Annotated in this window: 21 protein-coding genes; 10 read left to right on the top strand and 11 right to left on the bottom strand. The window is 64.0% G+C overall.

What is annotated here, in order from left to right:
* Positions 1 to 34 precede the first annotated feature (34 nt).
* Positions 35 to 778 carry a hypothetical protein gene (locus tag AC3WP7_RS16710; RefSeq protein WP_093120380.1) on the top strand — a complete coding sequence of 248 codons (744 nt, stop codon included), beginning with the start codon at positions 35 to 37 and terminating at the stop codon, positions 776 to 778.
* Positions 779 to 879: 101 nt separating this feature from the next.
* On the opposite strand, the gene AC3WP7_RS16705 is transcribed toward AC3WP7_RS16710, so the two are convergent.
* Positions 880 to 1,731 carry an SDR family oxidoreductase gene (locus tag AC3WP7_RS16705; protein WP_102592223.1) on the bottom strand — a complete coding sequence of 284 codons (852 nt, stop codon included), beginning with the start codon at positions 1,729 to 1,731 and terminating at the stop codon, positions 880 to 882.
* Between the two features lie 186 nt (positions 1,732 to 1,917).
* Here AC3WP7_RS16705 and exbB point away from each other — a divergent pair, with 186 nt between their 5' ends.
* The 9 genes from exbB (at position 1,918) to AC3WP7_RS16660 (ending at position 10,576) form a co-directional block, all read left to right on the top strand.
* The gene (gene exbB / locus AC3WP7_RS16700; RefSeq protein ID WP_092241664.1) at positions 1,918 to 2,898 is read left to right on the top strand and encodes a tonB-system energizer ExbB; all 981 of its coding nucleotides are present in this window, start codon (positions 1,918 to 1,920) and stop codon (positions 2,896 to 2,898) included.
* A gap of 6 nt (positions 2,899 to 2,904) precedes the next feature.
* A complete protein-coding gene (exbD, locus tag AC3WP7_RS16695) occupies positions 2,905 to 3,330 on the top strand; it encodes a TonB system transport protein ExbD (RefSeq protein ID WP_003195519.1) in 426 nt (141 codons plus the stop codon).
* A complete protein-coding gene (locus AC3WP7_RS16690) occupies positions 3,327 to 4,076 on the top strand; it encodes a TonB family protein (protein WP_071488079.1) in 750 nt (249 codons plus the stop codon). The genes exbD and AC3WP7_RS16690 overlap by 4 nt, the downstream gene beginning before the upstream one ends.
* A 182-nt stretch (positions 4,077 to 4,258) precedes the next feature.
* On the top strand, positions 4,259 to 4,603 hold the full coding sequence (locus AC3WP7_RS16685) for a cupredoxin domain-containing protein (protein ID WP_071488080.1): 345 nt from the start codon (positions 4,259 to 4,261) through the stop codon (positions 4,601 to 4,603).
* A gap of 3 nt (positions 4,604 to 4,606) precedes the next feature.
* The gene (locus AC3WP7_RS16680) at positions 4,607 to 5,449 is read left to right on the top strand and encodes an FTR1 family iron permease (protein WP_102592222.1); all 843 of its coding nucleotides are present in this window, start codon (positions 4,607 to 4,609) and stop codon (positions 5,447 to 5,449) included.
* Positions 5,446 to 5,976, top strand: a complete 531-nt coding sequence (locus AC3WP7_RS16675) for an iron transporter (protein WP_071488082.1) — start codon at positions 5,446 to 5,448, stop codon at positions 5,974 to 5,976. Before AC3WP7_RS16680 ends, AC3WP7_RS16675 begins: the two co-directional genes overlap by 4 nt.
* A gap of 117 nt (positions 5,977 to 6,093) precedes the next feature.
* Positions 6,094 to 7,014 carry a hydrogen peroxide-inducible genes activator gene (locus AC3WP7_RS16670; protein ID WP_016975936.1) on the top strand — a complete coding sequence of 307 codons (921 nt, stop codon included), beginning with the start codon at positions 6,094 to 6,096 and terminating at the stop codon, positions 7,012 to 7,014.
* A gap of 8 nt (positions 7,015 to 7,022) precedes the next feature.
* Entirely contained in the window at positions 7,023 to 9,098 is a 2,076-nt protein-coding gene (gene recG, locus AC3WP7_RS16665; protein WP_092242371.1) for an ATP-dependent DNA helicase RecG, read from the top strand.
* Positions 9,099 to 9,175: 77 nt separating this feature from the next.
* Positions 9,176 to 10,576 (top strand): aminoacyl-tRNA deacylase and HDOD domain-containing protein, encoded by a 1,401-nt coding sequence (locus tag AC3WP7_RS16660; protein WP_102592221.1) that lies wholly within the window; start codon positions 9,176 to 9,178, stop codon positions 10,574 to 10,576.
* 101 nt (positions 10,577 to 10,677) lie between these two features.
* On the opposite strand, the gene AC3WP7_RS16655 is transcribed toward AC3WP7_RS16660, so the two are convergent.
* From AC3WP7_RS16655 to AC3WP7_RS16610, 10 genes are all read right to left on the bottom strand, one after another.
* The gene (locus AC3WP7_RS16655; protein ID WP_003195530.1) at positions 10,678 to 11,052 is read right to left on the bottom strand and encodes a hypothetical protein; all 375 of its coding nucleotides are present in this window, start codon (positions 11,050 to 11,052) and stop codon (positions 10,678 to 10,680) included.
* A gap of 124 nt (positions 11,053 to 11,176) precedes the next feature.
* Positions 11,177 to 12,103 carry a type VI secretion system-associated lipoprotein TagQ gene (tagQ, locus tag AC3WP7_RS16650; RefSeq protein ID WP_102592220.1) on the bottom strand — a complete coding sequence of 309 codons (927 nt, stop codon included), beginning with the start codon at positions 12,101 to 12,103 and terminating at the stop codon, positions 11,177 to 11,179.
* 84 nt (positions 12,104 to 12,187) lie between these two features.
* Entirely contained in the window at positions 12,188 to 13,897 is a 1,710-nt protein-coding gene (locus tag AC3WP7_RS16645) for a formylglycine-generating enzyme family protein (RefSeq protein ID WP_071488085.1), read from the bottom strand.
* Complete coding sequence (locus AC3WP7_RS16640) at positions 13,890 to 15,074, bottom strand: ABC transporter permease family protein (protein ID WP_092241656.1); 1,185 nt, start codon at positions 15,072 to 15,074, stop codon at positions 13,890 to 13,892. Before AC3WP7_RS16640 ends, AC3WP7_RS16645 begins: the two co-directional genes overlap by 8 nt.
* Positions 15,074 to 15,778: an ABC transporter ATP-binding protein gene (locus AC3WP7_RS16635; RefSeq protein WP_093527163.1), complete on the bottom strand. Its 705-nt coding sequence runs from the start codon at positions 15,776 to 15,778 to the stop codon at positions 15,074 to 15,076. The genes AC3WP7_RS16640 and AC3WP7_RS16635 overlap by 1 nt, the downstream gene beginning before the upstream one ends.
* Positions 15,778 to 18,744 (bottom strand): serine/threonine-protein kinase, encoded by a 2,967-nt coding sequence (locus AC3WP7_RS16630; protein ID WP_102592219.1) that lies wholly within the window; start codon positions 18,742 to 18,744, stop codon positions 15,778 to 15,780. Before AC3WP7_RS16630 ends, AC3WP7_RS16635 begins: the two co-directional genes overlap by 1 nt.
* Positions 18,741 to 19,460 carry a PP2C family protein-serine/threonine phosphatase gene (locus tag AC3WP7_RS16625; protein ID WP_092241650.1) on the bottom strand — a complete coding sequence of 240 codons (720 nt, stop codon included), beginning with the start codon at positions 19,458 to 19,460 and terminating at the stop codon, positions 18,741 to 18,743. The genes AC3WP7_RS16630 and AC3WP7_RS16625 overlap by 4 nt, the downstream gene beginning before the upstream one ends.
* Complete coding sequence (tagF, locus tag AC3WP7_RS16620; protein ID WP_102592218.1) at positions 19,461 to 20,114, bottom strand: type VI secretion system-associated protein TagF; 654 nt, start codon at positions 20,112 to 20,114, stop codon at positions 19,461 to 19,463. It lies immediately after the preceding gene.
* The gene (gene tssM / locus AC3WP7_RS16615) at positions 20,111 to 23,611 is read right to left on the bottom strand and encodes a type VI secretion system membrane subunit TssM (protein ID WP_092241648.1); all 3,501 of its coding nucleotides are present in this window, start codon (positions 23,609 to 23,611) and stop codon (positions 20,111 to 20,113) included. The genes tagF and tssM overlap by 4 nt, the downstream gene beginning before the upstream one ends.
* Positions 23,608 to 24,897 (bottom strand): DotU family type VI secretion system protein, encoded by a 1,290-nt coding sequence (locus AC3WP7_RS16610; RefSeq protein WP_092241646.1) that lies wholly within the window; start codon positions 24,895 to 24,897, stop codon positions 23,608 to 23,610. The genes tssM and AC3WP7_RS16610 overlap by 4 nt, the downstream gene beginning before the upstream one ends.
* Positions 24,898 to 24,901: the final 4 nt, after the last annotated feature.

Raw genomic sequence — 24,901 nt, 5'->3', positions numbered from 1 at the left:
GGCTGCGCCGACTTCGTTTCAGAAGGATTTCATGATGCGCAAAGCGCTTGTAGCCTCATCAATGCTCGCCCTGTTGCTCGGCGGCTGTGCCAGTAACCCTGCCGACAGGGATGTGAGCGGCACCTGGATCAACCAGGTCGCCATCGATGCGGCAGCCAAGGGCGGCCCTTTGCGTGAAGCCCTGCAGAGCTATGGCCCGAACCTCGAGTGGGAGGTCAATACCAAGGCTTCACAGGCCCGCTACTACAACGGTTTTGAAGTAGCGGAAGGCAAGTTGCTGGGTGAACAGTCCGGCGCGTGGAGCGTGGATTTCTACGGCAGCTCCGCCACCGAACTCAAGCGCAAAGGCAAGCAACTGCTGCAAGTGGCCAACGACAACGAGCCCGAACAGCTGTTTGCCCGCGCCAAAGACCCGGCCCCGGAAGGTGCACCTTTGGGTGCCAACTTCGAGCGAGCGCTGTACGGAGCCTACCTGGGCGGCGACTGGAAGATCAGCGACGGCTTCGGCAGCGGCGCCATCGTGCAGTTCCAGGCTGACGGCAAGGTCGCCGGCCTGCCCAATGTGGACCGGTATTCGCTGTGCCTGGCCGGTGATTGCGCCTCAATGAGCGGTGGCTACGACAGCATCTGGCTGCAGCTCAACGGCCAGGGCAACCCGTGGATCTTTACCCGCAAAGGCAAGCAGCTGGAAATCTTCCAGGCGATCAACACCGCGCAGGCGGATGAAGTGCCCTCGTTCACACCAGGCCCACGCCAATGGCTGCTTGAAAAGCAATAAGCAACCAAACATAGATCCAAATGTGGGAGGGGGCTTGCCCCCGATGGCGGCGCATCAGCCACTACAACGGTGTCTGACACACTGCTATCGGGTTTTGAGTTTCAGCCTTTGAGAATTGCTGCGTAGCCTTCGCGGAAGGTCGGGTAAGTCGGCGTCCAACCCAACGCCTTCACCCGAGCATTGCTGCACTGCTTGCTGCCCGCTCGCCGCACACTCGCATCCTCAGCCCACTCAGTCACACCCAGGTATTCGTGCAACCAGCCCACCACTTCGGCCAGTGGAGCAGGTGCATCGTCGACACCGATGTAGACCTTGTCCAGCGAGCCGCCCTCTTCCACATGGCGCAACAAAAAGGCGAGTAGCCCCGCCGCGTCGTCCGCATGAATGCGATTGCCATATAAAGGTGGATCGATTGCCACGCGATAGCCTTGGCGAACCTGGGTCAGCAGCCGTTCGCGACCAGGACCATAGATGCCGGTAAGCCGCACGACACTCGCCGGGATGCCGCTATTGAGCGCCACTTGCTCGGCTTCCAGCATCACCTGCCCGGAATATCCTTTCGATTGAGTCTCCGACGTTTCGTCGACCCACTCGCCATTCTGCTGCCCGTAGACGCTGCTGCTGGATACGAACAGCAGGTGTTTGGGTTCCTGGCCGTAGTCACTCAGCCACTCCAGCACATGTTTCAGCCCTTCTACATAAGCGGCGCGGTAGCCCGCCTCGTCGTGATCCGTCGCAGCCGCGCAGTACACCAGGTAATCCACCCCACCAATCGGCCAGGTGTCGGGGCAATCCTTTTTGAACAGGTCACCGGCAATGCCGATCACGCCGCCGGGAAGCCGCGAAATATCACGGCGCAGGCCATATACCTCCCATTCCGAGGCAAGCAATTGGCTGGCCAGCCGGCTCCCCACATCGCCACATCCGGCAATCACAACAGAAGGCGCTGACATCACAAAACTCCGCACAGAAAGGTCTAGGTTAGCCTTCGCAGATGACAGACGGCCAGAAAAAGCACAAATAAAGTTACTGTATTACTTCTGTTAACAAGAATTACTTGCAATAATAACCACCCATTTGTCCTCGACCCCTGGGTCTGGAAGGACGATCACTCATTTTTTTACTCAGGTCCGGCCAGCATGACACGTAATACAACCCCCGCTTCGCCAACCAAGCTTCACAGCCCATCCCGCGCCTGGCGCGCGATTGCTGCGCTGCTGTTCAGCGTACTGCTGGCACCGACCGCCGCCTTCGCTGATGCCACCGCACCAGCCACCCCCGCGGCTGCCGAGCACAACACCGCGGCACCGGCAGCACCTGCCGCAGCACCCGCTGCCACCGACCCGGCCCAGGCCGCTGACCCTGCCGCCGCCGACGACACCGGCGTAGTGCTGGAAGAAGACAACACCCTGGGCATGGCCCACGACCTGTCGCCCTGGGGCATGTATCAGAACGCTGACGTGGTGGTAAAAGCCGTGATGATCGGCCTGGCCATCGCCTCGATCATCACCTGGACCATCTGGATCGCCAAAGGCTTCGAGCTGCTGGGCGCCAAGCGTCGTCTGCGCACCGAAATCGTCCACCTGAAAAAGGCCACCACCCTCAAGGAAGCCAGCGAAAGCGCGACCAAGAAAGGCACCCTGGCCAACACACTGGTGCACGACGCGCTGGAAGAAATGCGCCTGTCGGCCAACACCCGCGAAAAAGAAGGCATCAAGGAACGTGTGGCCTTCCGCCTGGAGCGCCTGGTGGCAGCCTGCGGTCGTAACATGAGCAGCGGCACCGGCGTGCTGGCGACCATCGGTTCCACCGCGCCCTTCGTCGGTTTGTTCGGTACCGTGTGGGGCATCATGAACAGCTTCATCGGCATCGCCAAAACCCAGACCACCAACCTCGCCGTCGTTGCCCCAGGCATCGCCGAAGCCCTGCTGGCCACCGCCCTGGGCCTGGTTGCCGCGATTCCTGCGGTGGTGATCTACAACGTCTTTGCCCGTTCGATTGCCGGCTACAAGGCCCAGGTATCGGACGCGTCGGCGGAAGTCCTGCTGCTGGTCAGCCGCGACCTCGATCACCTGCCTACCGAGCGCAGCTCGCAACCGCACATGGTGAAAGTGGGGTAATCGGCCATGGGCCTGCATTTGAATCAAGGCGACGACGAACTCGTCGAGAACCACGAAATCAACGTCACGCCGTTTATCGACGTGATGCTGGTGCTGCTGATCATCTTCATGGTGGCGGCACCGCTGGCCACCGTGGACATCAAGGTCGACCTGCCCGCGTCCAGCGCCAAACCAGCGCCACGGCCGGAGAAACCGATCTTCCTCAGCGTCAAGGCGGACCAACGCCTGTTCCTGGGTGAAGAAGAAGTCAAGGCTGAAACCCTGGGGCCGGTGCTCGACGCCAAGACCCAGGGCAAGAAGGACACGACGATCTTCTTCCAGGCTGACAAAGGCGTGGACTACGGCGACCTGATGAGCGTGATGGATGCCCTGCGGGCAGCCGGCTACCTCAAGGTAGGCCTGGTCGGACTCGAGACGGCAGCCAAGAAATGATCACGACGCGCCACAAACTGACGCGTTATGGCACCAGCCTCGCCGTCGTACTGGGCGTGCATGCCATCGCGATCGCTATCGCGCTTCACTGGTCGGCGCCGCGCACGGTGCAGTTGCCACCGGCTGCCATGGTCATCGACCTGGCACCGATGCCAGCCCCACCGCCGCCGGCACCGCCCAAGGTGGTCACGCCGCCGCAACCGCCTGCACCGGTGGAAGAGCTGCCCCTGCCGAAACTGGCCGAGGCACCCAAGCCGACGATCCAGGTGCCCAAGCCGGTCAAGCCCAAGCCCAAACCGCAGCCGCCCAAGCCGGTGGAGAAGAAAATCGAGCCGCCCAAGGAGAAACCTTCCGAGGATCCGCCGAGCGACGCTCCGCCGACCCAGGCACCGGCTGAAAAATCAGCCCAGCCCGTTCCTGGCCCATCGCCGCAACAGATCGCCGCCAAAGCGTCCTGGGAAGGCACCCTGCTGGCTCACCTGCAGAAGTACAAGAAGTACCCGCCAGGTGCCCAGGCACGTGGCAAGGAAGGCCTCAACCGCCTGAAGTTCGTGGTGGATGCCGAGGGTAACGTGCTGTCCTACGAGTTGGTGGGCCGCTCCGGCAACGCCGACCTGGACCGCGCCACGCTGGACATGATCCGGCGTGCCCAGCCGCTGCCCAAGCCGCCGGCAGACATGCTCAAGGGTGGCAGTATCGAGATCGTTGCACCGTTCGTGTACAACATCGAGAAACGTCGTCGCTGAGCCGCTCCCAATGGGCACCCTCGGGTGCCCATTGCATTTCCCCTCCCCCGTATTTCAAGCCTTGCAGGCCCGCAAGCTGAACCGTGACTGAATGTGAAACCAATGTCATGGTTCTTCACTTGTAACACTTCAATACACCACCAATCATGCGCGAACAATTCTCATTTGAGAGGCCTTTCGCCATGTCCTGCCCTCCCCGCCTGACGCTTGCCCTGCTCGCAATCGCTGGCGCCCCCTGCGCAGCCCATGCGGATCAACTGGTCAGCCTGACCGTGCAGAACCACACCTTCACGCCGGCCAGCTTCACCGTGCCGGCCGGCGAGCGCTTTCGCATCCAGCTCACCAATAACGACGACACCGTCGACGAATTTGAAAGCTACGACATGAAGTTCGAAAAGATCGTCGTGCCCGGCAACACTATTACCGTCTTCGCCGGCCCTATGCATCCAGGCACCTACAGCTTTTTCGACGACTACCATCCCGACCAGGCCAAAGGCACCGTCACCGTCGTCGCGGCCAAGGAGTAAGTCATGCTGGCCTGTCTGCTGATCGTGTTTCGTGAAGTGCTGGAAGCCGGCATCGTCATCGGTATCGTCATGGCCGCCACCCAGGGGCTGGCGCGGCGCAGTACCTACATCATCGGCGGCATCGCTGCCGGTGTTGGCGGCGCGGCGATCCTCGCGCTGTTCACCGGCGCCATTACCCAGGCCCTGGACGGTTTCGGCCAGGAAATCTTCAACGCCGCCATCCTTATCGTCGCGGTGTGCATGCTCGGCTGGCACAACCTGTGGATGAGCAGCCATGGCCGCGAACTCGCCACTCAACTGCGCGAAAGCGGCGCCGCGGTGCAACGCGGCGAGAAGACCCTGTGGGCACTGGCCATCGTGATCACCGTTGCCGTGTTGCGCGAAGGCTCGGAAATCGTGCTGTTCCTCTATGGCATCGCTGCATCCACCCACACCGAACCCCTGACGATGCTCATCGGCGGCATGCTCGGGATTGCCGGCGGCGGCGTGCTGTCGTGGCTGCTGTATCGCGGGCTGGTGGTGATCAGCCTCAAGCGTCTGTTCTCGGTCACCACGTGGATGATCGCCGTACTCGCGGCGGGAATGGCCGGCCGCGCCGCCGCGATCCTGGCCGGTATCAACCTGATCCCGGCCTGGGGCTACGAGTTGTGGGACACCTCCTGGCTGGTGTCCGACGCAAGCCTCACCGGTCGGGCGCTGCAAGCGCTGACCGGCTACACCGACCGCCCCCTGGGCGTTCAACTGTTTGCCTGGGTGGTCACCCTTACGCTGCTGTTACTGGGTAGCCGCCTTGTGCAGTCGCGCACCACTCAATCGTCGTCACCCACCCTGGAGCGTCACCCATGAAACACCTGCACAAACCTGTGGCCGCTGCATTGGTCCTGACCAGCACCCTGGCTTTTTCTGCCTTCAGCCAAGCCCGTGAATACCCCATCGGCGGCCCGGTCCAGACCCACGACATGGAAATCGCCTCCTCGTACCTCACCGGAATCGAGATGGCGCCAATGCCACCGGGCATGGTCATGGACAAGGACTCGGTGCACCTTGAAACCGATGTGCATGCCACCGCTGACAACAAGTACGGACTGTCCAACGGTGAATGGGTACCTTACCTGAGCATCTCCTATTCCCTGGTCAAGGAAGGCGCTCCGGACTACAAGCAAATCGGCACGCTCCTGCCGATGGTCGCCAAAGACGGCGCCCACTATGCGAACAACGTGAAGATGGACGGCCCAGGCACCTATACCGTGGTGCTGCGCTACGAGAGCCCGCAGATCAATGGTTTCTTCCACCACGTCGACAAAGAAACCGGCGTACCCGAGTGGTGGGGTCCTTTCACCGAGACCTTCACCTTCAAATACCCGCAGAAATAACCGGCAAAACACCTGCGGCACCCGATTAGCCGGTGTCGCAAACCCCATCGTGTCTGATAACGTGCGTCTATCGATTGCAGCCGGTATGCTTGGCCCGCAACCTCATGGACGCCCGCTATGACTCTTACAGAATTGCGCTACATCGTTACCCTCGCCCAAGAGCAGCACTTCGGCCACGCGGCCGAGCGTTGCCATGTCAGCCAACCGACGCTGTCGGTGGGCGTGAAAAAGCTTGAAGACGAACTCGGTGTGCTGATTTTCGAGCGCAGCAAGAGCGCCGTGCGCCTCACACCGGTGGGCGAAGGCATTGTGGCCCAGGCCCAGAAGGTACTGGAGCAGGCGCAGAGCATTCGCGAACTGGCCCAGGCCGGCAAGAACCAGCTGACCGCGCCGCTCAAGGTCGGCGCCATCTACACCGTCGGGCCTTACCTGTTCCCGCACCTGATCCCGCAACTGCACCGCGTCGCGCCGCAGATGCCGCTGTATATCGAAGAAAACTTCACCCACGTGCTGCGCGACAAACTGCGCAACGGCGAGCTGGACGCTATCATCATTGCCCTGCCGTTCAATGAAGCCGACGTGCTGACCCTGCCGCTCTACGACGAGCCGTTCTACGTGCTCATGCCGGCCTCGCACCCGTGGACACAGAAAGACACCATCGACGCTGGCCTGCTCAACGACAAGAGCTTGCTGCTGCTCGGCGAAGGCCACTGCTTCCGCGACCAGGTCCTGGAAGCCTGCCCGACCCTGACCAAGGGTAATGACGGCGCCAAGCACACCACCGTGGAATCCAGCTCCCTGGAAACCATCCGTCACATGGTCGCGTCCGGCCTGGGCATTTCGATCCTGCCGCTGTCGGCGGTGGACAGCCATCACTACGCCCCCGGCGTGATCGAAGTGCGCCCACTCACGCCGCCGGTGCCGTTCCGCACCGTGGCGATCGCCTGGCGCGCCAGCTTCCCACGGCCCAAAGCGATTGAGATCCTCGCCGACTCGATCCGCCTGTGTTCGGTCGCCAAGCCGACTGCCGCGAGCTAAGCCAGGGTATGACTGAGCTGTCGCAGGTCTCGGTGACGGCACTCAAGGGTGTCGGTGAAGCCATGGCCGAGAAGCTGGCCAAGGTGGGCCTGGAGAACCTCCAGGACGTGCTGTTCCACCTGCCCCTGCGCTATCAGGACCGCACCCGCGTAGTGCCCATCGGCCAGTTGCGCCCCGGGCAGGACGCAGTGGTCGAAGGCACCGTCAGCGGTGCCGATGTGGTGATGGGCAAGCGCCGCAGTCTGGTCGTACGCCTGCAGGATGGCACTGGCGGCCTGAGCCTGCGCTTCTACCATTTCAGCAACGCGCAGAAGGAAGGCCTCAAGCGCGGCACCCGCGTGCGCTGCTACGGCGAAGCGCGACCCGGCGCATCCGGCCTTGAGATCTATCACCCGGAATACCGCGCCATTACCGGTGACGAACCGCCGCCGGTCGACACCACGCTCACGCCGATCTACCCACTCACCGAAGGCCTGACCCAGCAACGCCTGCGCCAACTGTGCATGCAGACGTTGACTATGCTCGGCCCGAAAAGCCTGCCTGATTGGCTGCCCCAGGAACTGGCCCGCGACTATCAGCTGGCGCCGCTGGACGATGCGATCCGCTACCTGCATCACCCGCCCGCCGACGCCGATGTCGACGAACTCGCGCTCGGTCATCACTGGGCCCAGCATCGCCTGGCCTTCGAAGAACTGCTGACCCATCAACTGTCCCAGCAACGCCTGCGCGAGAGCATGCGCTCCCTGCGTGCACCGGCAATGCCCAAGGCCACGCGCTTGCCTGCGCAGTACCTGGCCAACCTGGGTTTTGCGCCGACCGGTGCCCAGCAACGCGTCGGCAATGAAATCGCCTATGACCTGAGCCAGCAGGAGCCCATGCTGCGGCTGATCCAGGGCGATGTGGGCGCAGGCAAGACCGTGGTCGCCGCCCTCGCCGCCCTGCAAGCGCTGGAGGCCGGCTACCAGGTGGCGCTGATGGCGCCCACCGAGATCCTCGCCGAGCAGCATTTCATCACGTTCAAGCGCTGGCTCGAACCGCTGGGCCTGGAAGTGGCGTGGCTGGCCGGCAAGCTCAAGGGCAAGAACCGCGCGGCGGCACTGGAACAGATTGCCGGCGGCGCACCGATGGTGGTGGGCACCCACGCGCTGTTCCAGGACGAAGTGCAGTTCAAGAACCTGGCCCTGGTAATCATCGACGAACAGCACCGCTTCGGCGTGCAACAGCGCCTGGCGCTGCGCCAGAAAGGCGTCGGCGGGCGGATGAACCCGCACCAGTTGATCATGACCGCCACACCGATCCCGCGCACCCTGGCCATGAGCGCCTACGCCGACCTCGACACCTCGATCCTCGACGAACTGCCGCCTGGCCGTACGCCGGTCAACACCGTGCTGGTCACCGACACCCGGCGTGTGGAAGTGATCGAACGCGTACGCAGCGCCTGTGCCGAAGGGCGCCAGGCGTACTGGGTATGCACGCTGATCGAAGAGTCCGAAGAGCTGACCTGCCAGGCCGCCGAAACCACCTATGAAGACCTCACCAGCGCCTTGGGCGAACTCAAGGTCGGCCTGATCCACGGGCGCATGAAGCCGGCTGAAAAAGCCGCAGTCATGGCCGAATTCAAAGCTGGCAACCTGCAACTGTTGGTGGCCACTACCGTGATCGAAGTCGGCGTGGACGTGCCCAACGCCAGCCTGATGATCATCGAAAACCCCGAGCGCCTGGGCCTGGCGCAACTCCACCAGTTGCGTGGCCGGGTGGGCCGGGGCAGCGCCGCCAGCCATTGCGTGCTGCTCTACCACCCGCCGCTGTCGCAGATCGGTCGCCAGCGCCTGGGCATCATGCGCGAAACCAACGACGGGTTTGTCATCGCCGAAAAGGACCTGGAACTGCGCGGTCCCGGCGAAATGCTCGGCACGCGCCAGACCGGCCTGCTGCAATTCAAGGTCGCCGACCTGATGCGCGACGCCGACTTGCTGCCTGCCGTGCGCGATGCCGCACAGGCACTGCTGGAGCGCTGGCCGGACCACGTCAGCCCGCTGCTCAATCGCTGGCTCAGGCACGGGCAGCAATACGGCCAAGTGTGACGCCTGACGCACTTAAGCGACCAACAGTTGTATCAAGCTGGTTATACTTCGGTGACTGTAAGAAATTGGATCAGGCCATGTCAGAAGTTGCCCTCGCCACAGCCCCACTGACCGCCCCGCCGGTCATTCGGGCTCTGCTCGCAAAACTCGCCATCCCCTACACGGAAGTCGCCGACCTCCCGGGCCTGAATCCTGCGCAGAAGGTCCAGGCAGTGCTGCTGGAAGATGCGGTAGGCGCCCTGATGGTGCTGTTCCCGCAGAACCAGTTGCTCGACCTCAACCGCCTCGCCGAACTCACCGGCCGCCGCCTGACCGCTGTATCGCCGGATCGCGTCAAGCGCATGCTCGACAAACATGACCTGAGCCTGTTGCCAGGTTTGCCACCCCTTACCAGCTCGCCCTGCCTGTACGAAGGCAGCCTGCTCGACGAGCCGAGCCTGATGGTGCATTCGGGTGAAGCAGGCCTGTTGCTGGAGATTCCCAGCGACGCCTTCAAGACGATGCTCACCAAGGCCAGCGCCGGCCACTTCGGCGAGCCGTTGAGCAATATCCGCCCCAACCTCGACCGCCCCAACGATGACCGCGAGGAAATCACCCAGGCAATGCAGGCGTTCACCGCCCGCCGTATCCAGCAGCGCCTGGAAGCGACCATCGAGATTCCGCCCCTGGCCGACACCGCGCAGAAGATCATCAAGCTGCGCGTCGACCCAAACGCCACCATCGACGACATCACCGGCGTGGTCGAGACCGACCCGGCCCTGGCCGCCCAAGTGGTGAGCTGGGCCGCGTCGCCGTACTACGCCTCGCCGGGCAAGATTCGTTCAGTGGAAGACGCCATCGTGCGTGTGCTGGGCTTCGACCTGGTGATCAACCTGGCGCTGGGCCTGGCCCTGGGCAAGACCCTGAGCCTGCCCAAGGACCACCCGCACCAGTCGACGCCGTACTGGCACCAGTCGATCTACACCGCCGCCGTGATCGAAGGCCTGACCCGCGCCATGCCCCGCGCACAGCGCCCGGAAGCCGGCCTCACCTACCTTGCCGGCCTGCTGCACAACTTCGGTTATCTGCTGCTGGCCCACGTGTTCCCGCCGCACTTCTCGCTGATCTGCCGTCACCTGGAGGTCAACCCGCACCTGTGCCACAGCTATGTCGAGCAACATCTGCTGGGCATCAGCCGCGAGCAGATCGGTGCCTGGCTGATGCGCTACTGGGACATGCCGGACGAACTGTCCACCGCCCTGCGCTTCCAGCACGACCCGACCTACGACGGGCAATACGCCGAGTACCCGAACCTGGTGAGCCTGGCGGTGCGTTTGTTGCGTAGCCGCGGGATCGGTTCCGGGCCGGATGAAGCGATTCCGGATGCGCTGCTGGAGCGCCTGGGCTTGAGCCGTGACAAGGCTGAAGAAGTGGTGGGTAAAGTGCTGGATGCTGAAGTGCTGTTGCGCGAACTGGCGTCACAGTTCAGCCAGGGCTGAATCGATCGCCTGTCAGACCGCTATCGGGGGCAAGCCCCCTCCCACACTTGAAATGCATGCCCATGTGGGAGGGGGCTTGCCCCCGATGAATCCACCACGCTCTATTTCTTTTTCTTCGGCTTCAAGTACTTGGTCAACCCCTGGAACCAGATCACCAGCGCCGGGTTGCCCTTGATCTGGATCGACTTGTCCTGGATCCCCGTCATGAACGCCAGCTGCTTGTTCTTCGCCTGCATCGTGGCGAAGCCATAGGCGGCGTCTTTGAACGCGATGGCAAACGCCGGCGCCGGGTGAACACCCGAGCGGCTGGTGATGCGCTGGTCTTTGACGATGAAGTGACGGGCAACCTTGCCGTCGAGGGTCTGCAACTGGAACGCCAGGTCTTTATCGCCCAACTGTTGCTGGAAGGCAGGATTGGTGCGGCTGGCTTTGCCCATCATCAGGCCCAGCACCCACAGGAGAAGACGGAATTTCATGCACACGGCCTCGGTGTAATTATTGAGTGGCCGCAGCAGTTTAACGATTTGCAAAAAGAACGCCACCGATCTTGCGCATTAGCGGAAGATCGGCTGGCGTTTGACGCTTATAGCAGCATATTACTTAAACGTTTGGGCAAGGAACCGGCGCCCAGTCGGCCAGGTTCGGATCGCGGCAGCTGCCTTCGAGCTGAGTTTTACCGGCGCTGGCGACCTGCTTGCTTTCAGCTTGCTTGACCTGGGCAGTCTGGAAGGTCTTCTCGGTGCTCACCGCTTCTGTGGGTACGGTTGGCAGAACCGGCTTTTTCGGCGGTTTGGTGCCTGTGCCTTTCTTCTTGCCCGATGTCACAACAGGTGTTGTGTCGGCCTTGGCCACGGTGACCACGTCAGTACGCTGTACGCCAACCTGTTGCAGGTCTTTCTCGTAGGCCTGGGTGTAGTTGTTCAGGTCTTCGGCGGCTTTACCGTTGACCGCAACGATCAGGTCATTGGATTCCTTCAGGCCCGAGACGATTTCCGCCAGGCGCTTGCGGCCTTCGGTGTCGTTGACGGTCTTGGCTTTGCGATCAGCCACCAACTTGGTGAACGCGCTCTGGTAGCACTGCTGGGACGCCTTGGCGTACGCCGTGCTGCGGTCGATGTCGGAGACGCTTTTGTTCACATCAGCCGCATATGAGGCAATACGCTGGTTGTCATCGGCGATCTGCTTCTGACGTTCGGTGTAGTAACCCGCTGCACCGCCGGCCAGGGCGCCGCCCGCAGCACCGATGGCCGCATTACGGCCACGTTTTTCCTTGTCGCCGGTCAGGGCGCCGAGCAGGGCACCGCCGGCAGCGCCGATGGCCGCACCGGTCACGACCGACTTGGTCATGTTCGAGTCGGTGGCGCGCAAGTGCTGCACGGGCTCATAGCAGTTGGGGTAGTACTCGACCTTGGTGCTCGACGCGACCTTGGAGGCCGGCGATGTGGCGCAACCGGTCAGCACAGTGCTGAAGCCAGCCGCGATCAGCAGCAAGTGACGCTTGGAAACCGCCTTACGGGAAAAAAGCATAGGTGTGTTCTCTTTTAAGTTTGACTTGCCCAGCACGGCCCACCGCCGCCTGAGTCCCTTCCAAGCTCGCTATACAGCCAGCGCTCATCGCTGACCGCTCGCTGCGAGCAATTCCTTCAAGATCGTTGCCGGGTCGGCCCGCTGTTGCTTGCGGTAGTTGCCGACATGGCGAACGAACAGTGTTGCGCGCGTCACCAGGCTCTTGCCGAGCACCGGCTTGCGATCCAACTCTTCCTTGATCCGTTGAAACTGCGCCTGGATCACCGCATCGGTGTAGCGCGTGCCGGTGGCCAGGTTGTCGATATAGATCGCCACTGCGCCGTCGAGGGCGCTGCGGCCATTGGTAATGGCCATCTCGAACAGTTGCGCGCTGGCCGCGTCCTTGTTGTCCAGGGCCTGCTGGCGACTCTTCTGCAGGTTGGCCAGGCGGATGTTGTAGTTGGCGATGGTCTCGGCCACCAACGCGGCCGACTGAATCAGGTTGCCCGCCGCTTCTTCGCGTTGCTGGGCGATCAGCGAGACGTTGCGCTTGAGCTCTTCGTTGACCAGCCCCAGCTCGGCTTGCAGTTTGGGATCGACGCTGGCGGCGATGATGCTGTCCAGGCGCTTGGTCGGGTCCTGGGCGTCGTCGATGGCGTCGGTCAGCGAGGCCAGGCGGCCCTCTTTCTGCCATTGGGCGAACAGCTCCTTGTAGCGCGAACGTGGCGCCGACAGCGCGCCGATCGCCACGCGGAAACCGGTGGTCTCGTTGCTCTGCTCGGTGCCATCGGCGGCAAACAGGGGGTATTCGCGGCGCATGCCGGTGAACAGCGTGCCCTCGCCTTCCAGGTAGTTGCCGCCCTTGACCACAAAGCCACCGTAGGTGCCCTGGCGGCGCCCGGCGTGGACCAGTTGGAACGATTCCTGGACCATTTCCGCAGCGTTGCCGATCACGTCGAACATACCAATCGGATTGGGCAATTTGGTACCGATGGGCATCAGGCGCGCAGCCTGGCCGGTACCACCGGCGACCTGGTTGAACACCGCGTAATCACTGAGCGGGCCGTCGCTGTCGCTGCCGTCGACACGGCGCGGGAACAGGCGCCCTTCCAGGTCCTGGCGGCTCACCGCATGGCCGCCGCGCGCAGCGAACTCCCACTCCACTTCGGTGGGCAGGCGCACAAAACCCAGTCCGCCGTCATCCGCCGAGGAACCACGGCCACTCACCGGCAGCAAGTCGCGGTGGTATTTCATCAGCCAGGCGCTGTACACCGCCGAGAAGCGCTCGGCTTCAAAGCGCGACAGTTTCACCTTGGGCAGGCGCCCGGCCATGCCGGTCGGCGCATCGCACGCCGGCGCCGGTTCGCCACTGGCCAGGGACTGCGCCTGGGACATCACCTGGGCGTACTGGCGCGCGGTCACTTCGTACTTGCCGATGAAGTACAGCATGGGCTTGAGCGGAGTCTTGGCGTCGGTCTTCGGCATCAACGGCGCGATGACTTTGTTCCAGTCCTTGGGCAGGTCCTTGAGGGTGAACTGGCCATTGATGAAGTCGCGACGGTAGCCGGAAATAAACGATTGCTGATAACCCGCCTCGCCTTCGGCAAAGGGGTAGCCGAGGCTGATCTCGCGGTCATCCAGGGTGCCCTGGGCCAACACGTAGGCGTAGCGGAACACCATGTTGCCTTCACAAGGCAACGGCAGGCTGACGTCGCCTTCCAACGGCTTGGGGTTGTCGAGCTTGTCACTCGCCTCATCGGCCCAGGCCATCGAGGCCAGGGTCAGCGCCACACAGGCGCCCAGCAACTTATACATCTCTGATTCCTTCAGAAGCCTGGATCCGCGCCACTCGCCAACCACCACACGCCGCCGCCACGGCGCTGACGCCGAGGACTGCAACCAGGGCCAGGCCGTAATGGCGCGCCAGCAGGTGGCTGGCGTGTTCGCCCGGCACCTGCACGAATAATTCATTCAAGCCCGACTCGGCCAGGCCATACAGCCCGGCACTGAGTACGGCGGCGAAACCCGCGCTGTACAGCGCCTGCACCACCACGAATAACAACAACCCACCGGTGGAAAACCCCAACAGGCGCAACACTGATAACTCACGCCGCTTGCGCGCGACGCAGGCCAGGGCGCCGGCAAAAATGGCCGCAAACGCCCCCGCCAACGCCAGCCCGCAGATCACCCAGAACACGATCGACAGGTTGCGGCTCAACGACTGCACCTGCGCGATGGTCTGCGCCTGGGTCGACACCAACAGGTTCTGCCCCGCGAAGTACACCCGCAGCGGCTCCACATCGGTAAGGTTGCGGGCATACAGGCGGAACGCCGGGTACACGCGCTGCTCACTGACGCCTGCAGCCTCCCCGTCCCAACCCAGGCCTGGCACTGCGCGGCCATCGCGGTAATCTTCCGCCGCTTCCAGCAAACCCAGGTCGGCAAACAAACCGTCACGAGCAAAGGCTTCCAGCGGCAACACCGCCAGCACCTGCACGCGCGTGCGCTGGGCTTCGACGCGCCCGGCCACTTGTCGTGCAAAGCTGGTTTCCAGCCAATCGCCAGGCCGCGCCGCCAGCTTTTCGGCAGCGGTGTGGCTCAGCACAATCTGGTCCAGGCCCTTGGGCACCGGCAGGCCGGCCAGCAGTGGGTCACCGGACGCGGTCGGCAGCATCTCCAGGGCCAACATGCCCACTTGCGCCGTCGCCGCAATCTGCCGCGTACGCGGTATGGCGAACGCCACCTCACTGCGCTCGCCCAGTTGCTCGATAAACGCACTGCTGAATCGACCACCGCCCAACGGAATAATTTCACGGGTGGCGGGGTCGGTCTGCAAACGTTCGGTCAAACTGCTAACCAGTCCAAATTTCAGGCCGAATAACACCAGCAGCGGCGCGATCACCGCCACCAGCGCCAGCACCGAACAGGCCGACAGCCAGGCATCGTTGCGGTAATCCTGCCAGGCCAGCGACGCCACCAGACCGATGCGCATCAGCACACCTCCCCGAGGGTGGCGGTGACGCCGCCATCGGTGTCGCGACGGCAACTGATGCGTCGCACCTGCAAGCCACTGGCGCGGGCCAGGGGCTCGTCGTGGGTGGCGATCACACAGGCTGCACGGTGTTCACGGGCCTGGGCCAGCAATGCGTGCATCACGCGCTCGGCATTCAGGGGGTCGAGGGACGCTGTCGGCTCGTCCGCCAGCACCAGTTGCGGCGCATGGGCCAGGGCGCGGGCACAACTGACGCGCTGGCGCTGCCCCACCGACAGCGTCGCCGGTTTCTTGGCCAACTGGTCGCTGATCTCCAATTGCTCGGCCAGGCGCGCCACGCTGCCATCGTCCTTCAAGCCCAGCAGTTGCCGGGACAAGGCAATATTGCCGCGCACATCGAGAAAGCCCAGCAGGCCGCCGGTTTGCAGCACATAGCCCAAGTGCTGGCTGCGCAGCGCGGCCAATGCGGATTGCCGATCAGCGCGCCACAGCCCGGCAATGTCCTGCTGATAAAACTCGAACTGCCCGACCTGATCCGGTGCCAAGACCAGCGCCAGCAGGTCGAGCAAGGTGCTTTTGCCGCAACCGCTGGGCCCGACAATCGCCACTTGCTCGCCCGCACGCAACGCCAGCGCCGGGATCACCAGGCTATAGCGCTGGCTACCGACGCCCCGGCTCTTGTGCACCGCGTTCAGGGTGAGCATCACGGCAACGTCGACAACGGAACGCGGTACAACGCATCGCCCGGCTCGGCATCGCCGAAACGGACCCAGTTGGCCAGGTCATTGTGGAAGGTTTCGTAGAGGCGGATTTTCGAGTCCAGCTCGTCAATAAAGTCTTCCTGCTCGGCCACGCTCAACGACAACCACAGGTCCTGGGTCATGTTCAGCGATTTGCTGCGGTACGGCAGGCCTTCGAGGTATTCGCCGAGAATGCCGCCGTCGGCCAGATTGCCGCCCTTGCGCAGGGCCTGCGGGTCCCGGCTCATGTAGGCCGAGGCACTGGCGATTTCCTGGAAGAAGTCCTTGGGCGAGGTCTGGGTCTTGCGCGCCGCGTCGACGATCAGTTTCAGTGACTGCTGCAGATCGTTGAGCTGCAACTTGGTCAGCATCACGCACACCTGGAACGCCGGCAGTGCCGGGTTGGTCAGGTCGCGGTCGGCGGTCCAGGCGCTGACCAGTTGCGGCGCCTGGCTCGCGGTTTTGCGGCCGAGGAAATCCATGTGCATGGCATAGCCGACCGCTGCGGACTTATCCGCCAGGCTCGGTGCGCTGCTCAGCAACGGCACCGGCTGCGGCGTGTTGCTGCGCACCTGATGCACAAGGTTGGCGAACACCGTGCCGATCTCATCCACCCGCTCGCCGAGCTTGCGCACATCGCCACCGGGCACCGCGGTGTACAGGTCGCCAATCTGCGGGTTGGCGTCGGCAGTGAGGATGCGGTACTGGCTCTCGGCACCGGCGTGGGTTTTCTTGCCGGCGTCGGTGCGCAGGTGCAAGGCGTAGATCTTGATCTGCTTGCCCAGCGCGGCCTGGCGCACTTCGGCTTCGTTCATCTGGGTGGCGGCGAACGGGTCATTCTTGCGCAGCGCACCGGCGTCGGTAACCAGCAGGATGATGCGCCCGCCATAACCGGACCAATCCATGCCGTCTACCGCCTGCATCACCCCGGCGAACGCATCTTCGTTGAAGGAGTGGCTGGACACGGTGGACGCCTTGACCTGGCGCGCCATGTCGAGGAAGCGTTGCGGATCGCGGCCCTGATCGAGGCTGATCAGGGTCTTGGCCACGTATTCCAGGCCCGGGGTTTTCTTGATGCTGCTGCGAAAACCGACCATGCCGAAGCTGACACTGTCCAACTCGCCGCGCTCGGCGATGCGGGTTTGCAACTCGTGCACCACATCGCGGATCTGGTCGATATAGGGCTGCATCGACACGGTGGTGTCCACCACCAGCACCACGGCCGTGCGGAAGGCGTCGGCGTTTGCATTCATCACCGGCGTCGCGGGTTTGGCGGCCGCGCTGCCGCCGGGGTCGATGGAGGCGACATTGAGTAACTGCACCGGTTGGCCGTTTTCGTCGAAGCTCTCTTTGGAGTCGAAGATCGGCAACAGGTAGAACTGGTTCTGCGGGACGGCGCTGGCGGCAGGTTCCAACGCCAGGATCTGGCTGTTGTCTTCGCTGTTTTTCTGCGCCTTGGCCAGCACGCCTTTGGCGGCGGAAGGGTCAGCCAGCAGCTTTTCCACTTCGCCGGATTGGCGCAGGAACATCACCGGCGCCCGGCCCGAGCGCTCGGTGAATTTCAGCACCAGGCTCTGCTTCCAGTCGCTGACTTGAGACGCAGGCAACCAACCGTCGCTGCGCCCATCGGTGGCCGCGCCGACACGCACCCACGGGCTGCCGTCGACGTCCTTGCGCTGGTACACATAGAGCACGGAAAACGCCGGCAGGGCCTTGCCTGGCGCGCTGCCCGCATCGGTCGAAAGCTTTGCGCCCGGCTTGCTGAGCACGCGCTGGAACAGGGTCTTCTTGCCGGCCATGAGCAACGGGCGTTGGCCGCCATCCGCTTCGGCGACCACTGGCGGCGGTGGCGTGACTTTCGGCACCTCGGCAGCGGGCGGTTTGACCACCGGCTCGTCGCTACCGCTCAACCACCAGTAGCTCGCACCGCCAATCGCCAGTGCAACCGCCACTGCAACCGCCGCCAGCGCCAACACCGGCCCACGGCGCTGCTCGCTGTGCTGGGTCGGCGGCACCACCGGTTGGCGCACCGGCTGGGGTTTATCACTGGGAATCTCGATGGACTCCGGGGTAATGCCCGCCAGGTCGAAACTCATCGGAATCGGCAACGGCCGCACCAGGGTGGCTTCCGGAGAGTCCGCCGGCAGGTTGTCCAAGGCGCGCAACAGCGCCGCCGCATCCGGGAAACGCTCAGCCGGGTCCTTGGCCAACAGCTTGCGCAGCACGTCCTGATAACGGCCATGGTGCACCGGCAGTTCCGGCAGCGGTTCGGTCAGGTGCGCCAGCGCCGTGGAGAGTGCATCGGTGCCGGTGTAAGGCAGCTTGCCGACCAGAATCTCGTACAGCACCACGCCCAGCGCATACAGGTCGGCGCGGCCATCGATCTCTTGGCCCCGCGCCTGTTCCGGGCTCATGTAGCTGGGGGTGCCCACGGCAAACCCGGCCTGGGTGAATTGCGTGCGGTCATCCAGCGACTTGGCGATACCGAAGTCGGACAGCACCGCCGTGCCATCGGCGCGAAACAGGATGTTCGCCGGTTTCACATCGCGGTGCACCAGGCCCTGGGCGTGGGCATAGCCCAGCGCCGAGGCGATCTGGCGGATCAGCGTCACACCCTGCTCCGGTGTCATGCCGGCGGCGATGCGCTCCTTGAGGGTGCCGTTGGGCAGGTATTCCATGGCCATGTAGTACAGCTCACCGACATTGCCGATGTCATGGATGGTCACCGTGTGCGGGTGCGACAAGCGCGCCAGGGTCTTGCCCTCGCGCAGGAAGCGCTCGCAGAAGGTTGGATCGGCCGCCAGCGCCGCCGCCATCACCTTCAACGCCACCTTGCGCTCCAGCGAGCGCTGCGTCGCCAGGTACACGCTGGCCATGGCGCCTTCGCCGATCTCGCCTTCGATGTCATAACCGGGGATGACGATGTTCATGGCGATACCTTCACGACAATGGCGGTGATGTTGTCCGGCGCGCCACGGTTGAGCCCCAGGTGCACCAGGCTGCGCACGATTTCGTCCGGCGCGTCGTGGCTGAGCACATCGCGGATTTCATGGTCTTCGACGGTCTTGTTCAGGCCGTCGCTGCACAGCAGGTAGCTGTCACCGGGGGCGATCAGCAGGTCGACCACCGCCAGGTCCAAGTGGGCTTCCACACCAATCGCACGGGTGACGATGTTGGCGCGCGGGTGCGTACGCGCGTCGGCTTCGCTGAGCAGGCCGCTGTCCTGCAGGTCCTGGACGTAGCTGTGGTCGCGGGAGATGCCTTCGAGCACGCCGTCGCGCAGGCGGTACAAGCGACTGTCGCCGGCCCACAGGCACACACCGCGCAGGCCACGGGCGGCCAGCACCACCACGGTGCTGCCCATCATGGTCACGCCACGGTTGGCGGTTTCTTCGCGCACGGCTGCGTTGATGCGCAGCAGGTCATTGCGCAGCGCTGCCGTGTATTCATCCAGGGAGCGCCCCACCGGCACGCTGCGCAGGCTGTCGACGATCAGGCTGCTGACATAGTCGCCGGCCGCATGCCCGCCCATACCGTCGGCCACTACCCACAGGCGGTTTTCCGGCAGGTCCAGGCAGGCGTCTTCGTTGACCTGGCGGACCATGCCCACATGGCTTTTGCTCGCGGATTTGTACGTCGACCCCATCTACACCACACCTTCTTGTCCGAGCAAAAACTGCGCAAAATCGCTGGCGGCAGGCAGGCCCTGACACCGCAGCAAACCAGGGGAAATACGTTGCGAACCACGCCCCCACCACAGGCTCGCGCCGTCGCAGGCCTGTTCGGCCAGGGCCGTCATGCGCTGCTGCGGCACGGTCGCGGCCACCCGTTGCAGGCCGGCGAAACGGCTGTCCACGGCACGCGGCTCACTCGCCGGCAAGCCCAGGCCATCGAGGCCATCGTTGAAACCTTCAAAGGTCGCACCGGTATCCAGGGTGCTGAGCAACAGCGCCTCGGCCTGCTCGAACCAAGTGTCCGGCCCGCCCACCAGGGAGGCCGGATTGGTGTCGTGATCGAGCAACGCCACCACCGCCAGCGGGAAGTAGCGCCCCACCCGATCGATGCTCGGCATCACCACGCCAGCCGCCGCATCCGGCCCGCACACGCCCGGCGCCAGCACAAAGCGCCACAGCGGGCTGACCAGGTAAGTATTGAGCCATTCACCGCCGAGGCTGTTCTGACTGGCCAGCAAACCCGCCGCCAGCCAGCTGTCCCACGGGCCGATAAAGCTCTGGGGCAAGGCGCGGCTGACAAAGTCGCCACGGTTGGCCAACTTGCCGTAGAAACCCAGGGTCGTCATAGCCGCTCCGGCAGGCTGAAGCCACTGAGCACGCGGCTCTTGAACGGGTTGAAGGCACTGTTGGCGCGCAACTCGTAGGCGATGCTCGCACCGTCGACGCGCAGGCGCAGGTTGAAGCGGTCCGGTGAGTTGCCGGCGGTAAGATCCGACTGCTCCAGCAAGCGGAACCAGGCCCACGGCCCGTCCAGGGTCACGCCGGAACGGCCACTGGCCGAGGGCGGCATGATGGAAATCCGCACCACGCCAATGCTGCCGGGGTTCGGCCATTGCATCGCCACCGGGCGGCTGGGGCCGTGGTCGTAGCTCAGTTGCTGGCCGTCCAAGTCCAGCAGGAACTGGGTGATGGTCGGGTCCATCGACACTGGCTTGAGTTCAAACCGCACGATTGGCTGGGTGCCACCGGAGCGGAAGAACGCATCGCGGATCGTCGCGGCTCGCTGGAAGGTTTGCAGCACGCCCGGAGCAATACCGAGTTTCTGTGCCGCGCCCGGCTGCCAGCGCCAGGTCTGCGCCGAAGTGTCCACGTACGGCTGCAGGTATTTGCGGAAGTAGTTATCCATCACCCCGCCCACGCCGAAGAACTGGCCGAAGTCATCCAGGGTGGCATCCCGTGCACTGCCCGGCGACATCGGGTAACGCCCGGCGAGGGACTGGCGGTACACGTTGACCACTTCGCTGACCCAGGCCGCGTTCAATTGGTTGCGCACGCCGCCCATCATGCTGTTGGTGGTGGAATTGACCACCGACTTGACCATGCCCTGCACCAGCGGCGGCTGGCGCTCGGCATTCAGACTGACCCGCGTGGCCGCAGCCGCTGCCTGGTTCTTCGCCTCGCCGAGCAACGCATCGCCGCTGGCGCCGACCATGGCGCTGACCTGCACATACAGCGCGTTCATGTCGGTGAGCAGGCCGTCGATAGCCGCCGGTTCGCCTTCGTTCTTGCTGACAATGCTGTTGAGCTGGGCGAAGTGCGCGGTCACCGGATCCTCCGCCGCCGCAGGCGCATTGGCCGTCGGTTGCTCCTGGCCGAGCAGGCTGCCCAGGCGCTCCTTGAGCTTGTCGACGCCCCCTTCTACCGGCACGCCTTTGGCGGCCAGTTGCCGCTCTTCGGCTTGCAGGTCGGTTTCCTTGGCCACCGCCACCAGCAGTTTTTTCAGCGGCGAGGTCGGGCCGGAAATCACCCGCAGTACATCGGCCGCCTGGGCCACGCTGGTGATCGGCACAAAGTCGATGTCCGCCAGCAACGCATCCCACTGGCGCTGGTAATCCTGGAAATACAGGCGCCGCACATCGGCGGCCAGGCTCACGACGTTCTGCTGGTCAGCCTGTTCGTTGCCCAACACCCACTGTTCTTCAGCGAGGGTGCCGGTCTGGTTCAGGCTGCTCAGCAGAAACGCCTGGCGATAGCCCTTGGCGGTGAAGAAGCCACTCAACGGCTCGCCCAGCGGCTTGCCGCTCTTGCGGCTGAACACCAGCGCGGCGTCACGGCCGGCGGCTTCGTTGAGGCGAAAGTCCGGGATGCCCTCGGGCAGTTTCTGGCGCTTGACCCGGTCATATACGCGCTGGGCCACTGGCAGTTGTTGCAACTGGCGGCGCAGGTCGTCGATCAGCCGTTGATCCAGGCGCGCGTTCGGCGGGTGGCGTTCGAACAGCGACTGCAAGTGCCCGGCCAATGCCTGGCGCTGATCCGCCGGCAGGTCGCGGGGCAGGTTGCGGTCCCAGTCCAGGGCAATCCACGCCTTGATGAAGTCCGGGTCGTAATGCTCGGCGTCAGCCAGCATCAGGTAAGCCTTGAGGCCTTCGTAGAGGAAGTCGGAATTGCCGCCGCCGTGCAGTTGTTCTTCGATGCGCGTCACCAGGCGTGGCGCGAACACCGCGATCAGCAGCTTGCGGTAGACGCTGGCGGACTCGGCTTCAAGCATATCGCCCTGATACAGCCCCAGGCCTTCGGACCAGCTCGGCGAATCGCCCGCCAGGTTTTTCACGGCGTTGAGCAACGGCAGCACGGCGAGCACTTCGCGCTGCGCCGGGCTCAGGTTCTGTACGGCCTGGCCCAGCGGCGCGACTTTCTGGTCGACTTGGGCGATGTAGGCCTGGTTGGCGCGGTAACTCACCCACCACAGGCCGCTGACCACCACGACCAATGCCACAGTAGCGGCCAGCACACCCCGCGCAATCCACTTGCGCCGCCGCTCGACCTTCGGGTTCACCCCCACCAGGCCACGCTCGGCAAACGCCACGGCGGTGAAGAGTTTTTCGATGAAGTAGCTGCGCCCGGTGCCGCTCTGGCGCGCCAGGTGCTGGCGGTCCAGGTTCATGCTCTGGGCCATGGCGCCGATCAGGCGGTCAATCGGGCTGCCTTCCTGGGTGCCGCTGGTGAAGTACACGCCGCGCAGCAACACGCGCTCTTCAAAGGCATTGGGTTTGAACACGCCTTCGAGGAAGCTTTGCAGGCAGTCCTTCAACGCGCCGAACTGCTGCGGGAAGCCGTAGATCAGGTCGCGCCGCGCCGGGTCGCGCTCCTGTTGCAGGCGTTCGACCAGGCGTTCGTTGAGGCGCTGTTCCAGCCCGGCGAACTCGCTTTGCAGGTGTGCCAATGGGCTGTCGCTGTTTTTGCCATCGTCCAGGGCAAAGGTCATGCCCCACACCTGGGCGCGTTCCTCCTTGCTCAGGTTGTCGAAGAACTCCATGAAGCCCGGCACCAGGTCGAGCTTGGTCAGCATCAGGTAGATCGGGAAGCGCACGCCCAGTTGGGTGTACAGCTCCTGGATACGCAGGCGGATGGCAGCGGCATGGGCGGCGCGCTCGGCGTCAGTGCCCAGCAGCAGGTCCGACAGGCTGATGGCGATAAACGCACCATCGATGGGGCGACGTGAGCGCTGTTTTTTCAGCAGGTCGAGGAAGCCCAGCCACGCGGCCTTATCCACCGTGGAGTTGCTGTCCTGGGTGGTGTAGCGGCCAGCGGTGTCGAGCAGCACGGCTTGATCGGTAAACCACCAGTCGCAGTTGCGCGTACCACCGACACCACGCACGGCGCCGGCGCCCAGTTGCGCGGCCAACGGGAAATGCAGGCCGGAATTGACCAGCGCGGTGGTCTTGCCCGAACCCGGCGGGCCGATGATCACGTACCACGGCAGTTCGTAGAGGTTGCGGCGCTCATCGCCACCGAGCTTGGCCTTTTTCAGCAGGGCCAGGGCCTCGTCCATGCGCTGGCGCAGGGTGGTGAGTTCTTCGGCGGTGGCGACGCTGTTGGGGTCGGCCGGGGTTTCGGCGGCCAGGCTGCGCATCACTTCGGCGGCCTGACGCCGGGCCTGGATGATGCGGAACACGCGGTAGGCCAGCCATACCGCGAATACCAGGACGATCAGCGCCCAGCGCCGGCCTTCCGGTACCAGCACGTCGAGCAACGGCCCGACAAACCAGATGATCAGGCTCAGGGCAATCAAACCCAGCACGGGGATCACCCAGCGAATCATGAAACTGAAAAACGCCTTCACTCGACGCCCTCCGCCAATACGGTGATTTCAACCCGACGATTGCGGGCACGGCCTTCGGCAGTGGCGTTGGTCGCCACCGGCTCGGTGTCGCTGCGGCCCTCGGCACTGAAGCGCTCGGCCTGGCCGGTCTTGGCCGCCAGGATCTCCAGCACCGACTTGGCCCGCGCTTCGGACAGCGCCCAGTTGGACGGGAAGCGCAGCGTGGCAATCGGGCGGTTGTCACTGTGCCCGGTCACCCGCACCTGGCCCTTGACCTTGCGAATGGCGTCGGCGATACGCAGCATCAGCGGCTGGTAGTCGTCGACGATGCTGGAACTGGCGGAGGCGAACAGCTCATCGCCACGAATGGTCACCACGGAACGGTCGACCGCATCCTCCACCGCCACGCGGCCGGCCTTGATGTCTTCCACCAGGAAGCCCGCCAGGCGCGGGCGCTCGATGACTTTGGGCTGCGCCACCGGACGGTCGATGGCTTGCACCGGAATCTCGCCCAGGGCATGGATATTCTTGAACACCGGTTCGGCATCCGCCGCCAGTTTCAGGCGCAGGCCGAACAGCAACGCCAGCAGCAACGCGACACCGATGGCAACGGCGATCCAGGGTGGCATGAATTGCGCCAGGCGATCGCGCGCCACGGTCACGCCGCGCCAGTGCGGCGACAGCTCACGCTCATGCTCGCCACGCGCACTGCGAATGGCCGCGGCGGTGCGTTCGCGCAGGGTCTCCAGCTGGCTGCGACCGTCGTTCATTACGCGGTAGCGGCCTTCGAAACCCAGGCACATGCACAGGTACAACAGCTCCAACAGGTACAGGCGTTCCCGTGGGCTTTGCAGGCAGTGGTCCAACAGTTGGAAGACTTTTTCGCCGCCCCAGGCCTCGTTGTGCACGGTGATCAGCAGGCTCTGCTTGCCCCAGTCACTGGTGCTGCCCCAGGGCGTGCTCAACACCGCCTCATCCAGCGCGGTGCAAAGCGCGTAACGCGCCAGCAGCACTTCGTTACGGGCGATGCCAGCGGCTTCGGCACGCTCTTCGAACTGGCGCAGGTAGGCCAGCAATTGTGCGCGCAAGCTGGCCGGCGCCGGGTGGGCGATGGTGTTGCGCAGGCGCGTCAGCAGCGCCAACAGCGGACCGGCGGCACTTTCCAGCGGGTTGAGGCCGTGGCTCTTGCCGGTGAGCATCGGTGCGGCCGGCATGGCCAGGGGCGAAGGTTCGGCACGCACAGGCTCCGGCACCCGGCCACCCGGACGCGGCATGAACTGGGTGCGGTCATCATCATTGGGATGCATCGCG

Source organism: Pseudomonas sp. FW305-3-2-15-C-LB1 (genome assembly GCF_058787615.1).
Note: the sequence above shows the minus strand (reverse complement) of the source record. Positions and strands in the feature narration are given on the sequence as shown.

Bases quoted from the DNA above. Each gene is read 5' to 3' on its own strand.
- AC3WP7_RS16710 (WP_093120380.1), top strand. From the start codon at position 35: ATGCGCAAAGCGCTTGTAGCCTCATCAATGCTCGCCCTGTTGCTCGGC.
- AC3WP7_RS16705 (WP_102592223.1), bottom strand. From the start codon at position 1,731: ATGTCAGCGCCTTCTGTTGTGATTGCCGGATGTGGCGATGTGGGGAGC.
- exbB (WP_092241664.1), top strand. From the start codon at position 1,918: ATGACACGTAATACAACCCCCGCTTCGCCAACCAAGCTTCACAGCCCA.
- exbD (WP_003195519.1), top strand. From the start codon at position 2,905: ATGGGCCTGCATTTGAATCAAGGCGACGACGAACTCGTCGAGAACCAC.
- AC3WP7_RS16690 (WP_071488079.1), top strand. From the start codon at position 3,327: ATGATCACGACGCGCCACAAACTGACGCGTTATGGCACCAGCCTCGCC.
- AC3WP7_RS16685 (WP_071488080.1), top strand. From the start codon at position 4,259: ATGTCCTGCCCTCCCCGCCTGACGCTTGCCCTGCTCGCAATCGCTGGC.
- AC3WP7_RS16680 (WP_102592222.1), top strand. From the start codon at position 4,607: ATGCTGGCCTGTCTGCTGATCGTGTTTCGTGAAGTGCTGGAAGCCGGC.
- AC3WP7_RS16675 (WP_071488082.1), top strand. From the start codon at position 5,446: ATGAAACACCTGCACAAACCTGTGGCCGCTGCATTGGTCCTGACCAGC.
- AC3WP7_RS16670 (WP_016975936.1), top strand. From the start codon at position 6,094: ATGACTCTTACAGAATTGCGCTACATCGTTACCCTCGCCCAAGAGCAG.
- recG (WP_092242371.1), top strand. From the start codon at position 7,023: ATGACTGAGCTGTCGCAGGTCTCGGTGACGGCACTCAAGGGTGTCGGT.
- AC3WP7_RS16660 (WP_102592221.1), top strand. From the start codon at position 9,176: ATGTCAGAAGTTGCCCTCGCCACAGCCCCACTGACCGCCCCGCCGGTC.
- AC3WP7_RS16655 (WP_003195530.1), bottom strand. From the start codon at position 11,052: ATGAAATTCCGTCTTCTCCTGTGGGTGCTGGGCCTGATGATGGGCAAA.
- tagQ (WP_102592220.1), bottom strand. From the start codon at position 12,103: ATGCTTTTTTCCCGTAAGGCGGTTTCCAAGCGTCACTTGCTGCTGATC.
- AC3WP7_RS16645 (WP_071488085.1), bottom strand. From the start codon at position 13,897: ATGTATAAGTTGCTGGGCGCCTGTGTGGCGCTGACCCTGGCCTCGATG.
- AC3WP7_RS16640 (WP_092241656.1), bottom strand. From the start codon at position 15,074: ATGCGCATCGGTCTGGTGGCGTCGCTGGCCTGGCAGGATTACCGCAAC.
- AC3WP7_RS16635 (WP_093527163.1), bottom strand. From the start codon at position 15,778: ATGCTCACCCTGAACGCGGTGCACAAGAGCCGGGGCGTCGGTAGCCAG.
- AC3WP7_RS16630 (WP_102592219.1), bottom strand. From the start codon at position 18,744: ATGAACATCGTCATCCCCGGTTATGACATCGAAGGCGAGATCGGCGAA.
- AC3WP7_RS16625 (WP_092241650.1), bottom strand. From the start codon at position 19,460: ATGGGGTCGACGTACAAATCCGCGAGCAAAAGCCATGTGGGCATGGTC.
- tagF (WP_102592218.1), bottom strand. From the start codon at position 20,114: ATGACGACCCTGGGTTTCTACGGCAAGTTGGCCAACCGTGGCGACTTT.
- AC3WP7_RS16610 (WP_092241646.1), bottom strand. From the start codon at position 24,897: ATGCATCCCAATGATGATGACCGCACCCAGTTCATGCCGCGTCCGGGT.